Genomic DNA, 14,501 nt, shown 5'->3' with positions numbered 1-14,501 from the left:
TCAACGCTGAACGGAGTTCCCATGCGTTCGCTCACTGTAAAACTCACGCTGGCATTCCTGCTGATTGGCGCGATTGGCGCGAGCCTGGTGGCCGTGCTGGTTGGCCTGCGCACCCGCAGCGAGTTCGATCGCTTTGTGTCGCAGCGCGACCAGGACGCGCTGGTGCAGGCGCTGACCGGCTACTACGAAAGCCACAACAGCTGGACTGGCGTCGATACCATGCTGGCCGATACGCCGCCGCTGAACCTCTATAGCCGCTCGATGAAACTGATCGACCCGGCCGGCACGGTTGTGCTCGACAGTGGCAAAACCGGCTCGGATGTGCCGCTGCCGCCCGACTGGCGCACCAACAGCTCACCAATTCAGGTGAACGGGCAGACGGTTGGCTACGCACTGTTCCCGCCCACGAACACGCAGCCAGTGTTTCGGCCCAACGGCCCCTCGCCCGACGTGCAGTTCCGCGAGCGCGTGACGTCGGCGGCGCTGATGAGTGCCGGTATTGCCGCGCTGATCGCGCTCATCCTGGGCGTGCTGCTGGCGCGCACACTCACGCGGCCCGTGCGCGAGCTGACGCTGGCAACCGAGGCGATGGCGCGCGGCCAGCTTGGCCAGCAGGTGGTGGTGCGCTCGCGCGACGAGATCGGTGAGCTGGCGCATTCCTTCAACCAGATGAGCGCCGACCTGTCGCGCGCCAGCCAGCTGCGCAAGCAGATGACTGCCGACCTCGCGCACGACCTGCGCACGCCGCTCAGCATTCTGCGCGGCTACACCGAGGGCCTGCAGGATGGCCGGCTGCAGGGCGCGCCGCGCCTCTACACAATCATGCACGGCGAGGTCGAGCACTTGCAGCGGCTGGTCGACGACCTGCGCATCCTCTCGCTGGCCGACGCGGGCGAGCTGCCGATCAACCGGCGCGCAGTGGACCCCGCCGCGCTGCTGGAGCGCACCGGGCTGGCGTATATCGTGCAGGCGGAAGAGCAGGGCATTGGCCTGCGCGTCGATGCCGAAGAAGCATTGCCGTCGGTCGAGGTCGACACCGACCGCATGACGCAGGTGCTGAATAATCTCGTCTCGAACGCGCTGCGCTACACCACCGAAGGCGAAATTGTGCTGGGCGCGCAGGCCGACGCCGAACGCGTGTACCTGCAAGTGCGCGACACCGGCAGCGGTATCCCGGCGGAAGACATGCCGTTCATTTTCGACCGCTTCTACCGCGCCGATAAATCGCGCCAGCGCAGCACCTCCGACACATCGTCGGGCCTGGGGCTGGCGATCACCAAGGCGATTGTCGAGGCGCACGGCGGCACGATCTCGGTCGCGCCCGGCGAGGGCGGCGGCACGGTGTTTACCATCGCGCTGCCGCTCAACCCGCCCGCGCAGGCGCAGCCGCCCATGCTGCGCGACAGCAGCGCGGGCGCGCCCACGCGGCAGCTCACCAAAGTATAGCAATTTCTTCTGCGCAAAGAAGCTCGGGGCAGCTTGCCGCCCCGAGCTTCTTTGATCTTTTTGTATACCGTTTTCCGCGCCTTGCACGGAAAATCGCACACAACGAAGAGATTACTTCACCACCTCAACATCGGCAGCCTGCACAAACGCAAAGCGGTGGTTGAACGAAATCTGGTAGTACTGCGTTTGGCCCTTCACCACCACATGATCCGAGCCTTCCAGCGTGGGCGCGTAAGTTGGCGCCCAGTAGTAGGCGCTGTTGAATGGCCCGGTTGCCACGTAGCGCTGCCCGGCGGGGATGCTGTACGAGCCGATTGGCACGACCGCCTGCGGGGTGGTGCCGGCCGGGTAGGCAGCATCCTCGGGGTAGGCGCGCCCATACACGGGAATGCTCGCCAAACCCGCGCGCGGCTGGATGAGCACGCCCGCGCCAGTGGCGGTGTTGTGGCGGCCCGGGTTGTAGAACCACGCTTCCTGCCCACCGAAATAAATGCCGTCCCAGCTGCCCTGCCGCGCAAAGCGGTAGAACTGCTGCCCGGCCACGGCTTTGTCGCCCCAGTTGTTTGCGCACAGCGGGTCGACGCCGGGCAGGTAGGGGTTGGCAACGTAAGGCGCGTCGGTGCTGGGCGCGGTGCGCAGGAAGACGAAGTTGCTGGCCTGCGGCGCAACCGTCGTGCCGCCCTCGCAATCGAGCACGCTTTGCACGTTTTCTGCGAAGTCGGGCGCAATCGTCACCACGCCGCGGCTGCTGCCACGGTCGCGCGCTTCGTCAAACGGCGCGCCCAGCAGCTCCATGTAGTGCGCCCAATCCCAGAAAGGGCCGGGGTCCCAGTGCATCACATTCTGAAGCTGCGTGGGGTGCGGGATGTCGTCGTGCCCGATGATATGCGCCCGGTCGAGCGGGATGTGGTAGCGCACCGCCAGGTAGTGCACCAGCCGCGCCGAAGCGCGGTACATCGCCTCGGTGTACCATGCTGCGCCGGCAATCGCAAAGCCTTCGTGCTCGATGCCGATTGAGTGGCCGTTCACATACCAGTTGCCGGCGTGCCAGGCGACATTCTGCGTGCGCACCATTTGCGCCACATGCCCATCCGATGAGCGCACAACATAGTGGGTGCTGACGTAGTTGAGCGGGTTCTGGAAGATCTGGAGCGTGGTGGCGTAATCGACTTCGGTGTCGTGAATCACGATGTAGCGAATGTCCAGCCCGTCCTTGGGCCGATTGGCCAGGTCGTAGTTGCCGTAGTCGCTCGGGTCGGCCGGGTTGTTCGGAACATAGGCGGCTGGCACCCACTCGCAGGGCATGCGCTGCGGGCAATCGACCGTGCGGTCGCGGCGGGCGGCTGCGGCCAGGGCTTGCGGGCGGTTCGGCACGACATTCGCGGGCGCGAGGGTGATGGTTTCGCCACTGGCGAGCGTGCGCGCCGCGCCCTGCTGGATGGTCGCATACACCGCGTCGGCGAAATCGGCGGCGGTGGCCGGGTCGCTGGCGTAGCTGTAGGCCGCCACTGCCGCGTACCAATCGGCCTCGCTGGCGGGCGGCGCGCCACCTGCGCCACGCGCAAGCTGCGCCAGCAGGGCCGCGCCGCCACGAATATTCTGCGCCGCGTCGCGCTTGAGCGTGTCGGCGGGCAGGCGCAGCAGCGCAGCAGCCGCGTCGAGCGTGTGCAGGCCGGGCTGGCTGGCGGGCGTGCGGGCGGCGCGGGCGTCGTCGCCACGCGCATCGAAGTTCGGCACGGCGTCAACGTGTGTCAGGTGCATGGGGCCATAGCCGCCCGCAACGCTTGGCGCGCCAGCGTGATCATCCCAGCGCGACAGGTTGTACGAAACCGCGAGCAGCACGCGCTCGGGCACGCCAAACTCACGCGCAGCGGCGGCAAAGGCCGGGCCAAGTGGGGCGTGTGCTGTGGCAGCGGCTGGCACACGTGCGGGCGTAGCGCCGGCCGGTGCCGCGAGCAGCAGCGTGCCGATACACAGCAAGCCGACAGTTGACAGGTGGAGCATCCTGGCGATGTGGTGCATTCGGGCCAATCCTTTCACTACAAAAGAAACAGCCAACAAAACCCACAGTGGGGCCGCACGCCTGGCCAGCCCAAATGGGCGTCGCAGGTGAGAACGAAGACAATGCGGCAGGTTTGGAGGTGTAAGGGTGGGTACGAGCGCAAGTATAGCACCTGGTGAAGAAATCGCATCGTAGAAATGACGTATCTTCGCCATTGGCCGCATCGGGCTACGCCAGCTTTCTAGCGCATCGCAAAGCGCCACCGCAGCAATTCTTCTTTTCGGGAAGTACAGGCCGCTCTGTTTGACGCACTGCATCAAAAATGCTATTATCTGCTCGCCTCCTACCGCACCGTGTATACCTGTATCCTGCAAAACCGATAGGCCGTTGGCCCTGGGGAGAACTTCGATGACGGAAGCAGTCCGCCAGATCTACTGGAATGTTGGCGAAGGATTCGCGCCACTCGCGCTCTACCTGTGCGCGCTGGCAGCCCTGGCCGTCATGACCTGGGGCATGCTGCGCGATGTCGCGCGGTGGCGGCGCGGCAAGCCCGACGCGCGCATTTCCGAGCTGCCCGCGCGCCTGGTCGAGTCGCTTGCGCAGGTGTTTGGGCAAAAGCGCGTGCTGAAAGACCGGCGGCCCGGCACCATGCATGCGCTGATCTTTTTTGGCTTTCTGGCGCTGTTTATCGGCACCGACATTATTGCCGTCGAAGAAGATTTCAGCATCCCGCTGATGGGGCCGCAGGCCGGCCAGATCCTGGCGGGCAGCTTCTACCAGTGGTACGAGCTGATCCTCGACACCATGGGCCTGGTGTTTCTGGCCGGCCTGGTGTGGGCGGCGTGGCGGCGCTACCAGACCAAACCCGACCGGCTGAACAACCGCCAGACCGACCTGTGGGTGCTCGCGACGCTGCTCTACATCACTGCCACCGGTTTTCTGCTCGAAGGCTTGCGCCTCGCGAACCAGAGCATCGGCGACATCCCGGTGTACCAGCAAGCCTGGGTCGGCAACTCCTACTTTGGCTACGGCCTGGCAACGATCTTCCGCGCAATCGGCCTGGGCGGCGGCAGCGGCATCGCGCTCGGCTTGCACGGCCTGTTCTGGTACACGCACATGCTGGTGACCTTCGCGTTTATCGCCAGCATCCCCTTTTCGAAGTTCAAGCACATTTTCTACACGCCGCTCAACACCTTTTTCCGCGACACCGAGCCCAAAGGCGCGCTCATGCCCATCCCCGATCTGGAAGCCGAGATCGAGAAGGACGAGCCGGCGCTGGGTCTGGCGACACTGGCCGACTTCACATGGAAGCAGCGGCTCGACTTCGACGCGTGCATGCAGTGCGGGCGCTGCCAGAGCAAATGCCCGGCCTATGCCTCGGGTTCCGAGCTGTCGCCCAAGTTCCTGATTACCAAGATGGCCGACCTGATGCGCGGCGAGCCCATCCTGCTGCGCGACGGTAGCGTGGCGCGCGTGCACCAGAATGTTGTGGCCGACGGCACCAGCGAAAAGGGCGAAGCTGGCCAGCCCGCCGACGGGCGCGAGAAGTATCGCATCATCACGGGCGACCCCGAAACCATCCCGCTCTACGAGCACGGCCTGTTCACCGAGAACGAGCTGTGGAGCTGCACGACCTGCCGCGCCTGCATGGAAGAATGCCCGGCCATGATCGAGCATGTCGACGAGATCGTTGGCTTCCGGCGCAACCTGACCATGATTCAGAGCGAAGTTCCAAGCGGTGTCAAGCGCGTGCTCGAAGGGATTGAGCGGCAGGGCAACCCCTGGCGCCTGCCCGCGCGCGACCGCATGGCCTGGGCCGAGGGCCTGGACGTGCCAAGCATGGCCGAGAAAGAAAACGTCGACGTGCTCTACTGGGTGGGCTGCGCGCCCAGCTACGACGATCGCTCCAAGCGCGTGGCCCGCACCATGATCGAGCTATTCGCGCGCGCGGGCGTGGATTTTGCGGTGCTGGGCGAGGAAGAAACCTGCACCGGCGACCCGGCCCGCCGCATGGGCGAGGAGCTGCTGTTCCAGGAAATGGCGAAAACCAATGTCGGCACCTTCGGCCAGTACACCTTCAAGCGGCTGGTCACCACCTGCGCGCACTGCTACAACACCATCAAGAACGAGTACAACCAGTTTGGCGGGCGCGCCGGCATCGACTACGAGGTCATTCACCACACCGATTTCCTCGCGCAGCTGGTGGCCGACGGCAAGCTCACGCCCACCGAAAAGGTCGACCAGCGCGTGGCCTACCACGACCCCTGCTACATCGGCCGCTACAACGACGTGTACGATGCGCCACGCAGCGTGCTGCAAGCCATCCCCGGCCTTGAGCTGGTGGAAGCGCCCGACTGGAACCGCGAGCGCGCCATGTGCTGCGGCGGCGGCGGCGGCAATGTCTGGATGGAAGGCTGGGGCAAGAAGGGCATCAACGTCATTCGCCTGGAGCAGATGCAGAAGGCTGAGCCGACGACGCTTGCGGTAGCCTGCCCCTTCTGCATGGTCATGTTCGAGGATGCTGCCAAGAACACGGGTGTGGACGAAACGCTGGCGCGCAAAGACGTGGCCGAACTCTTGCTACAATCGCTGCCAAAGCAAGCTGCTGAGAGCTAAAGCGATTATATCCACAGATTACGCAGATTACACAGATGATGCTATTCACTCAATCTGCGTAATCTGCGCAATCTGTGGATTAAATTCATGAAAGACACCCCGCAACTGCGCGAGCTGGCCTACCCCGCCAATTTGCTCACGCTGGCGCGCCTGCTGATGCTGCCGGCCGCGATTCGCTACCTGCATCAGCCAGAAGGCCGCTGGCGCGCGCTGGCGGTGTTTGGCGTGGCAATGGCTACCGACCTGTTCGACGGCCCGGTGGCGCGCATGCGCGACGAAGTTTCGCCGCTCGGCAAAGTGCTCGACCCAATCGCCGACAAGCTGATGATCGACATCACCGCCGTGGCGCTGTCGCGCACGCGCGGCTTTCCGTGGTGGGCCACCGGCCTGCTGCTCGCCCGCGACGCCGCGATTGTGGCGGGCAGCGCGCTGCTGTTCCGCCGCCGCACCGTAATTATTCCCTCGCACCCGGCTGGCAAAGCCACGACCCTCACGCTTGCCGCCGCCATGCTGCTCTACCTGGCCGACGGCCCGCGCAGCGGCAAGCCAGTGCTGTATGCCGCGCTGCTGCCATTTGGCGCCTCGGTTGCCATATACGCGCGTCAGCTGCTCCATTCCATGCGTTAGGTGTGCGTAAGTTTGCGGCCTGCATCTTGTCAAACAAACGCAATCATTCTGTACCTCCCCTGCGCGCCCTCCAGCGGCTAAAATACGAGTTGTTGCAGTATCCGCTGCCACCGCGTACCTGGAGATGATCATGCGCCGCCATCGTACTGCCGCCCCAAAAGCTGTTTCTGCCCCGCACACCTCCCCCTCACCGCCGCACGCTGCCGCAATGCCGCGCACCCACAGCGCGCTGCGCCGCTTTCTCGGCACCTATACAGCCCCCATGCACCCAGAGCGTCGGCTACGTGTGGCGCGCACCGCCTTTGACATGATCATGCACGATGAAGCGGCGTGTGCCGCACTCAGCAAGCACGGCTACGACGCGAAAGTGCTGCAGGATGGCCACCGGCGGCTGGCGATCGCCAGCAGAAGGCTTTTACACCACCATCACTGCGAGCGTACGCTGGCGGCGGCGCGGCATATGGATGCCGTGGTGCAGGAGCGGGCATTCCTCATGTACCGGCGCTGCTTTCAGATCGTGCGTCGGGTGATTCGCGATAACCCTGCCTTTATTGACGCAGTCAACCTGAAGCTGCCGCGCCATCGTGAAATCAGGCTCTGGCAATCGCACGCCCGTGAGCTGCACGAAAGCATTGCTGCCCACCCACAGCTCGCGGCCATCTTGAGCGAGCATGGTTTTTCGACCCACCTGCTCCGCACGCTTCAGCAGCAGATGAACTCATCGACGGCCGGGCGCGAGCTGCGCCATATTGCGCAGGCGCGCGCCGCGCTCGCCCGGCGGGCCAGCGCCCACACCATCGCCAGCTTCGACCGCTGGATGCACAAGTTTCTGGTGGTTGCGCAGCTGGCCCTGGCCGAGCAGCAATCGCCGCTGGCGAGCCTGCCGCACGCCGTGATGGCCTGAACCACGCGCCAGTATAATTGGAGTTTGCAGTCGGCAGGATGCAGAAGGCGGCTACATTTTCCGCCCTACAACTGAAACGCGCCATAAAGTCTTCGCAACAGTTCACATAATAGAAGCCGCCCAACCTTAGCTGGTTAGGCGGCTTCTATTATGCTCAAAATCAGGCCAGAGATGCACGGCTGGCCAATCTTGGCGTATTGCAATACACCTTCGTCCCTGGTTCCTGGTTCTGCAATTCTCGCCCTTCGATACGCGCTGCGCGCTACTCAGGACGAGGTTCCTGACGCTGTTCTGCGTTTCCTGGTTCTGCGGTTCTGTTGCAGGTTGCAGGCCCAACCCCAAAACCCCAGACCCTAAACCCCACGTGGTTCTTGGTTCTGGCTACTATTACACCAGCGGTATTTCGCCCGAGCCGCGCACAACCAGCGTGGTTGGCACTTCAATGCGGCGCGGCAGGGAGGTGTCGCCGGCAATGCGCGCAAAAAGCAGCTCGGCAGCAGTTTTGCCCAACTGCGCCGGGTCCTGGGCAATCACCGTGATTGCCGGGGCGAGCAGATCGGCCAGCAGGAAATCGTCGAAGCCAACTAAGGCAACCCGATGCTGCAAATGATGGTGTTGCAAGGCCCGCAGCGCGCCGATTGTAACCAGGTTCTGGCCAGTGAAAAAAGCGGTAGGCGGAGCTGGGCTTGCCAGCAATTCTTCCGCTGCGGCCTGCGCCAGCTCGATATTCGACAAATCCTGCCGCACAATCCCCTCGTCGAGCGGCAAACCCGCGATTGCCATGCCATCGACATAGCCCAGATAGCGCTCCGAAGCCGTCCAGACCATGTGGTTATCGCCCAGGAACGCGATCCGCCGATGCCCGTGGCGGGCCATATGCTGCACCGCCTGGCCGGCGCTATAGCGGTTATCGACAGTCACGCTATCGGCGTCGTGAAAAACCGCCGGGCGGTCGACAAAAACCATTGGCCGGCCCAGGCTCTGGATATGGTGCAGGCCACTCTGGCTGCGCGGAGTTGGCACGACAATCAGGCCGTCGATCCGGCGCGCCGCCAGCGTCAGCGCAATTTTTTCTTCGCGCTCGGCATCCTGGTCGCTGCTGCTGGCAAGCAGCAAAGTATCGTGCTCGCGCGCTACTTCTTCAATTGCGCGGTGCAGGGCCGACGAAAACGGGTTCGACACATCGTCGAGCAATAATCCAATCGTCGAAGTGCGCTGATCCGCTCGCCGAAGATTGCTAGCTGTGGTATTATGGTGGTAATCCAGCAACCTCACTGCATTCATCACACGTTCTACCAGCTCGGGCGATACGCCGGGCTCCTGATTAACGACGCGCGACACAGTTTTTATGCTGACACCTGCAAGCGCAGCGACATCTCGCATGGTCGCCAAACGGCGTGTGGTTTCTTCCTTCTTTGGCAACGTTGTCATCGGCTGCCTCCAACTTCTGAAGCAAAAAACAAATATCTTTGCAATCAGTATAATTGGTATTTTGCCGCTTGACAAGTCGCCCGATTCATGATTTAATCTGACAACGTTGTCATGGCTTAAGTAAATAGCACAAGGAGGACGATCATGGCGTATCGGACCCCGGCCCATCGTTGGGTAAGGCGTGTTGGCGCGGCGTGGTTAGTGATCGCAATGCTGGCGTTTCTGGCTGCATGTGGCAGCTCGGCAGCGCCCACTGGTGGCGCGGCTGCGCCCACCAGCGCCAGCGGCGGCGCGGCTGCGCCAGCGGGCGGCGACATCACCGTTGGGCTTATCACCAAGACAGATACCAACCCCTTCTTCGTAAAGATGAAAGAAGGCGCCCAGAAAGCCGCTGATGCCAAGGGCATGAAACTGATGACCGCCGCCGGCAAAACCGATGGCGATAATCAAAGCCAGGTCACCGCAATCGAAAACATGGTGACGGCTGGCGTCAAGGGCATTCTGATCACCCCGAGCGACACCAAGGCGATTGTGCCGGCGATCAAGAAGGCGCGCGATGCAGGTGTGCTGGTGATCGCGCTCGACACCCCGACCGATCCGCAGGACGCGACCGACGCCCTGTTCGCCACCGATAACTTCAAGGCTGGCGTGCTGATTGGCCAGTATGCCAAGGCCACGCTGGGCGACAAGGCCGCCAGCGCCAAGATCGCCACGCTCGACCTGCTGCCGGGCATCACGGTTGGCGTGCTGCGCCACAACGGCTTCCTTTCGGGCTTTGGCACGCCGAACGTCGACCCCAAGGCCGGCACCTACGCCGAAAACGCGCAGGTAGTGTGCAGCCAGGACACCGAGGGCAACCAAGCCAAGGGCCAGACGGCCATGGAAAACTGCCTCCAGAAGAACCCCGACATCAACCTCGTCTACACAATCAACGAGCCGGCCGCGTTTGGCGCCTACACCGCGCTGAAGGCTGCAGGCAAGGAAAAGGACGTGCTGATCGTTTCGGTTGACGGCGGCTGCCAGGGCGTGAAGGGTGTTGTCGACGGCCAGATTGTCGCGACATCGCAGCAGTACCCGCTGAAGATGGCCGAGCTGGGCGTCAACGCGGTGTACGATTTCGCCAGCAAGGGCACCAAAGTGTCGGGCTACACCGACACGGGCGTGACGCTGATCACCGACAAGGCGGCCACCGGCGTGGACAGCAAGGACACCAAGTTCGGCACCGAGAACTGCTGGGGCTAGGCGCCCGGCCGGCCAGGCAGGCCCGATCTGCGGATCGGGCCTGCCGGTTTTGTCGCCGCGCGGTTCATTGAGGAATCTGCTATGAGCAATGTCAGCACCACTCAACAGGCGGAAGCCGATCGCCTGCAGCGCGCCCGCGCGATGATCATGCGCGGCAACATTGTTTCAACCCTCGGCCCGCTGCTCGCGCTTCTGATCGCAATCATTTTCTTCTCTTCGCAGTCGGATCGCTTCCTGACCGGGCCAAACCTCTCGCTGGTCGTTCAGCAGGTGATGGTGGTTGGCACGCTGGCGATCGGCCAGACGCTGGTTATTCTCACGGCGGGCATCGACCTTTCGAACGGCGCGGTGATGGCGCTTAGCTCGATTGTGATCACGAAATTCGCCACGTCCTATGGCTTGCCGCCAGTGGTGGCGGTGCTGGCCGGCCTGCTGGTGTGCGCGGCCTTTGGCTTGCTGAACGGCACGCTGATCACGCGGCTGCGTCTGCCGCCATTCATTGTCACGCTGGGCACGCTGAATATTGCCTTTGCGCTGACACACATCTACTCGCGCGAAGAAACCGTTTCGAGCCTGCCCGACGCGCTGACCTTTTTTGGCAATACCTTTAAGGTCGGCCAGACGTCGGTGACCTACGGCTCGGTGCTGATGTTTCTGCTGTTTCTGGTCACCTGGTTCATCCTGCGCGAAACAGCCGGTGGGCGGCATGTCTACGCAATCGGCAACAACCCCGAGGCCGCGCGCCTGACGGGTATTCGCGTGTCGTCGATGCTGCTGTTTGTGTACACCACGGCGGCAATTATCTACGGCATTGCCGGCCTGCTGCTGGTGGCGCGCACCGGCGTGGGCGACCCGAACGCCGGCCAGACCGAGAACCTCGACAGCATTACCGCCGTGGTGCTGGGCGGCACCAGCCTGTTCGGCGGGCGCGGCAGCGTGATGGGCACGCTGGTGGGCGCGCTGATCGTGGGTATTGTGCGCAACGGCTTGCAGCTGATGGGCGTTCAGTCGATCTATCAGGTGCTGATCACCGGTATTCTGGTTATTCTTGCCGTCACCGTCGACCAGCTGGCCCGCAGGAGGCAGAAATGAGCACGGAACAACGCCCAACGCCAGTGCTGGAAGCGCGCGGCCTGGTCAAGCGCTACGGCCAGGTCACGGCCATGGATGGCTGCGATTTCGAGCTGCTGCCCGGCGAGATCATGGCGGTGATTGGCGACAATGGCGCGGGCAAGAGCACGCTGATCAAGGCGCTTTCGGGCGCAATTACGCCCGACGAAGGCGAGATTCTGCTGGATGGCAGGCCTGTGCATTTCCGCAGCCCAATCGACGCGCGCCACGCCGGGATCGAGACGGTGTACCAGGACTTAGCGGTTGCGCCCGCGCTCGACATTGCCGAGAACCTGTTTCTGGGCCGCGAGCTGCGCCGTGCTGGCATTCTTGGCTCGGTGTTTCGCATGCTCGACAAGCGCCGCATGCTTGAAGAATCGGTCGGCCATATGCAGGATCTCAAGATCGGCATCCGCTCGATGAAGCAGGCGGTCGAGACGCTTTCGGGCGGGCAGCGCCAGGGTGTGGCGGTGGCGCGCTCGGCGGCCTTTGCGCGGCACGTGGTGATTATGGACGAGCCGACCGCCGCGCTGGGCGTGAAGGAAACGCGCATGGTGCTCGATTTGATCCTGCGCGTGCGCGAGCGCGGCCTGCCGGTGATTCTGATCAGCCACAACATGCCGAATGTGTTTGAAGTGGCCGACCGCGTGCATATTCAGCGCCTGGGCCGGCGCGTAGCGGTGATCAAACCCCACGAGTTCAGCATGTCCGACGCGGTGGCGATTATGACTGGGGCGATGGCGGGCGAGGCGGTAAAGAACTAGAATCATCCGCAGATTACGCAGATTACGCAGATATATGGCTGATGCAAGGCCAGCAGCGACCTTTGAGGTACAGATAACATCAAGATCGGTTTTGTACTCCGTCTCTCTGTGTCCTCTGTGGCTCAACACACAGGCAATCTGCTGTAAGCGAATGGAGCGGTGCGGTGGAGCTGGCGCTATTCATCGAAGGGCAGGCCGGGCTGACGTGGCCGCGCTGGCAGCGGCTGGCGCAGGCCGCCGAGCAGCTGGGCTACGCCGGGATGTATCGCTCCGATCACCTCACGCCGCCGGAGCCGCCCGATCAGGACGCGCTGGAGCTGTGGGTGTCGCTGGCCTGGCTGGCGAGCCACACCAAGCGCATCGAGTTTGGCCCGCTGGTCGCGCCGGTTTCGTTTCGCCACCCCAATATCATGGCCCGCCAGGCCGCCGCCGTCGACGACCTTGCGGGCGGGCGGCTGACCGTAGGCTTGGGCGCGGGCTGGCAGGTGCGCGAGCATGCCGTCAATGGCTTCCCGCTGCTCGAATTACCCGAGCGCTTTGCGCGCTTCACCGAGGGCGTGGAAATCGTGGCGCGGCTGCTGCGCAGCGACACACCCAGCAGCTTCGCGGGGCGCTACTTCCAGCTGAACGAAGCCGTGCTGCTGCCGCGCCCAGCGCGACCGGGCGGCCCGCGCATCCTGATCGGCGGGAACGGGCTGCGCCGCACCCTGCCGCTGGCCGCGCGCTTTGCCGACGAGTGGAACGCGCACAACATCGCCGTCGAGCAGTTTGGCGGGCTGAACAGCCACTTCGGCGACATGCTCCAGGCGGCCGGCCGCGATCACGCGAGTGTGCGGCGCTCGTTTATGACCAGCATTCTGCTCGGACGCGACGACGCTGACGTGCAGCAGCAGATTGCCGCCGGCGGGCGCACGGCCGACGAGCTGCGGGCCAAGGGCGTGTTGTTCGGCACCGCCAGCGCAATTGTTGAACAGCTTGGCCAGCTTGCCGCGCTCGGCGCGCAGCGCGTGATGTGGCAGCGCTTCGACCTCGACGACACCGACACGCTTGAACTGATGGCCCACGCAGTTCTGCCCCAGCTATGATTTGCTATAATAGCGCCCGCCGACGTGTGTCTGCAATGCGGCATTCTGCACAAGAGCGAGGTTGCTATGCCATTGGCGCTGATCGTCCACGGCGGGGCCTGGGATATTCCCGATACTGAAGTTGCTGAACACCAGGAAGGCTGCCGGCAGGCGCTGGCGGCCGGCTGGCGCGTGCTCGAAGCGGGGGGCAGCGCGCTTGAAGCGGTTGAAGCGGCGGTGCGCGTGCTGGAAGACGCGCCGATCTTTGACGCGGGCGTGGGCAGCGTGCTCAACCGCGACGGTGATGTGGAGCTGGATGCGGCGGTGATGGATGGCTTCACGCTGCGCTCGGGCGCGGTGGCGGCGGTGCGGCGCGTGCGCAACCCGATCGCGCTGGCGCGGCGCGTGCTCGAAAGCCAGGTGATTCTGCTGGTGGCGCAGGGCGCCGAGCGCTTTGCCGAGTCGGTTGGCATTCCATTCTGCGACCCGGCTGAGCTGATTGTGGAGCGCGAGCGGCTGCGCTGGGAAGCCTTGCAGCAGCAGGGCAGCTACCGCACGCAGGATGCGTTTGGCGCGACAAAAGACGACGCCGCTTTGCCCAAGCTGGCCCACCCCAGCGACACAGTTGGCTGCGTCGCGCTCGACAGCCAGGGGCGGCTGGCGGCTGGCACTTCGACCGGCGGCACCGCCAACAAGCTACCCGGCCGCGTGGGCGATTCGCCGCTGATTGGCGCGGGCCTGTACGCCGACAACGCGACGGGTGGCTGCTCCACCACGGGCTGGGGCGAGTCGATCATGAAGGTGCTGCTGGCGAAAACCGCCACCGACCTGATTGGCGCGGGGCACGACCCGATGGCGGCGGCGCGCGCGGCAGTGGATGTGCTGGCAGGGCGCGTGGGCGGGCTGGGCGGCTGCATCCTGCTGGATGCGCAGGGCCGGCCGGGCTTTGCCTTCAACACGCCGCGCATGGCCTACGCCTACCGCACCGAAGCCGATGGCGAAGTGGTGGGGATTTAAGCCCAAGACTATTCGGAAGGTTCACCACAGAGACACAGAGGCACGGAGGACTTTAGAGCAGTCGGCAGTTAGCAGAAGCCAGTCGGCAGCAGCACTAAGGCATCAGAAAGCTATCGCGTACAAGATTGACGGCTCATCCATTGTGACGAATGCTGTAGAATGCTCTCGAATTCTTGGTAACTTGGTGCCTTTCGAATCGCCACAAAGACCCGAATGTAACAAGATTTTAGTGCCCTGAACCTCTTCGTGCGTTCGTGCCTTCGTGGTCTGATGCTCCT

11 protein-coding genes are annotated in these 14,501 nt (G+C 63.8%); 9 read left to right on the top strand and 2 right to left on the bottom strand.

What is annotated here, in order from left to right:
* Positions 1 to 21: 21 nt before the first annotated feature.
* The gene (locus tag M1P90_RS22980) at positions 22 to 1,446 is read left to right on the top strand and encodes a sensor histidine kinase (RefSeq protein WP_483697778.1); all 1,425 of its coding nucleotides are present in this window, start codon (positions 22 to 24) and stop codon (positions 1,444 to 1,446) included.
* Positions 1,447 to 1,557: 111 nt separating this feature from the next.
* On the opposite strand, the gene M1P90_RS22975 is transcribed toward M1P90_RS22980, so the two are convergent.
* Entirely contained in the window at positions 1,558 to 3,468 is a 1,911-nt protein-coding gene (locus M1P90_RS22975) for an N-acetylmuramoyl-L-alanine amidase (protein ID WP_483697777.1), read from the bottom strand.
* A 388-nt stretch (positions 3,469 to 3,856) separates the two neighbouring features.
* Here M1P90_RS22975 and M1P90_RS22970 point away from each other — a divergent pair, with 388 nt between their 5' ends.
* The 3 genes from M1P90_RS22970 to M1P90_RS22960 all read left to right on the top strand — a co-directional run bounded on the left by M1P90_RS22970 (position 3,857) and on the right by M1P90_RS22960 (position 7,595).
* The gene (locus M1P90_RS22970) at positions 3,857 to 6,064 is read left to right on the top strand and encodes a heterodisulfide reductase-related iron-sulfur binding cluster (protein ID WP_483697776.1); all 2,208 of its coding nucleotides are present in this window, start codon (positions 3,857 to 3,859) and stop codon (positions 6,062 to 6,064) included.
* Between the two features lie 87 nt (positions 6,065 to 6,151).
* Positions 6,152 to 6,691, top strand: a complete 540-nt coding sequence (locus tag M1P90_RS22965; RefSeq protein WP_483697774.1) for a CDP-alcohol phosphatidyltransferase family protein — start codon at positions 6,152 to 6,154, stop codon at positions 6,689 to 6,691.
* 130 nt (positions 6,692 to 6,821) lie between these two features.
* Positions 6,822 to 7,595, top strand: a complete 774-nt coding sequence (locus tag M1P90_RS22960) for a hypothetical protein (protein WP_483697772.1) — start codon at positions 6,822 to 6,824, stop codon at positions 7,593 to 7,595.
* Between the two features lie 387 nt (positions 7,596 to 7,982).
* Here the strand turns inward: M1P90_RS22960 and M1P90_RS22955 are convergent, their stop codons facing one another.
* Entirely contained in the window at positions 7,983 to 9,026 is a 1,044-nt protein-coding gene (locus tag M1P90_RS22955; protein WP_483697770.1) for a LacI family DNA-binding transcriptional regulator, read from the bottom strand.
* A gap of 144 nt (positions 9,027 to 9,170) precedes the next feature.
* Here M1P90_RS22955 and M1P90_RS22950 point away from each other — a divergent pair, with 144 nt between their 5' ends.
* From M1P90_RS22950 to M1P90_RS22930, 5 genes are all read left to right on the top strand, one after another.
* On the top strand, positions 9,171 to 10,268 hold the full coding sequence (locus tag M1P90_RS22950) for a substrate-binding domain-containing protein (RefSeq protein WP_483697769.1): 1,098 nt from the start codon (positions 9,171 to 9,173) through the stop codon (positions 10,266 to 10,268).
* Between the two features lie 81 nt (positions 10,269 to 10,349).
* Positions 10,350 to 11,360: an ABC transporter permease gene (locus M1P90_RS22945; RefSeq protein WP_483697768.1), complete on the top strand. Its 1,011-nt coding sequence runs from the start codon at positions 10,350 to 10,352 to the stop codon at positions 11,358 to 11,360.
* Positions 11,357 to 12,142, top strand: a complete 786-nt coding sequence (locus M1P90_RS22940) for an ATP-binding cassette domain-containing protein (protein ID WP_483697766.1) — start codon at positions 11,357 to 11,359, stop codon at positions 12,140 to 12,142. Before M1P90_RS22945 ends, M1P90_RS22940 begins: the two co-directional genes overlap by 4 nt.
* Positions 12,143 to 12,306: 164 nt before the next feature.
* Positions 12,307 to 13,227 (top strand): TIGR03560 family F420-dependent LLM class oxidoreductase, encoded by a 921-nt coding sequence (locus M1P90_RS22935; protein ID WP_483697765.1) that lies wholly within the window; start codon positions 12,307 to 12,309, stop codon positions 13,225 to 13,227.
* 66 nt (positions 13,228 to 13,293) lie between these two features.
* Positions 13,294 to 14,223 (top strand): isoaspartyl peptidase/L-asparaginase family protein, encoded by a 930-nt coding sequence (locus M1P90_RS22930; protein ID WP_483697764.1) that lies wholly within the window; start codon positions 13,294 to 13,296, stop codon positions 14,221 to 14,223.
* Positions 14,224 to 14,501: the final 278 nt, after the last annotated feature.

The organism is Kouleothrix sp. 19917 (genome assembly GCF_057073505.1).
The sequence above is the reverse complement of the archived record's forward strand: the minus strand, read 5'-3'. Positions and strand labels throughout refer to the sequence as shown.

Excerpts from the sequence above, each read along its gene's own strand:
- M1P90_RS22980 (WP_483697778.1), top strand. The coding sequence starts at position 22 with ATGCGTTCGCTCACTGTAAAACTCACGCTGGCATTCCTGCTGATTGGC.
- M1P90_RS22975 (WP_483697777.1), bottom strand. The coding sequence starts at position 3,468 with ATGCACCACATCGCCAGGATGCTCCACCTGTCAACTGTCGGCTTGCTG.
- M1P90_RS22970 (WP_483697776.1), top strand. The coding sequence starts at position 3,857 with ATGACGGAAGCAGTCCGCCAGATCTACTGGAATGTTGGCGAAGGATTC.
- M1P90_RS22965 (WP_483697774.1), top strand. The coding sequence starts at position 6,152 with ATGAAAGACACCCCGCAACTGCGCGAGCTGGCCTACCCCGCCAATTTG.
- M1P90_RS22960 (WP_483697772.1), top strand. The coding sequence starts at position 6,822 with ATGCGCCGCCATCGTACTGCCGCCCCAAAAGCTGTTTCTGCCCCGCAC.
- M1P90_RS22955 (WP_483697770.1), bottom strand. The coding sequence starts at position 9,026 with ATGACAACGTTGCCAAAGAAGGAAGAAACCACACGCCGTTTGGCGACC.
- M1P90_RS22950 (WP_483697769.1), top strand. The coding sequence starts at position 9,171 with ATGGCGTATCGGACCCCGGCCCATCGTTGGGTAAGGCGTGTTGGCGCG.
- M1P90_RS22945 (WP_483697768.1), top strand. The coding sequence starts at position 10,350 with ATGAGCAATGTCAGCACCACTCAACAGGCGGAAGCCGATCGCCTGCAG.
- M1P90_RS22940 (WP_483697766.1), top strand. The coding sequence starts at position 11,357 with ATGAGCACGGAACAACGCCCAACGCCAGTGCTGGAAGCGCGCGGCCTG.
- M1P90_RS22930 (WP_483697764.1), top strand. The coding sequence starts at position 13,294 with ATGCCATTGGCGCTGATCGTCCACGGCGGGGCCTGGGATATTCCCGAT.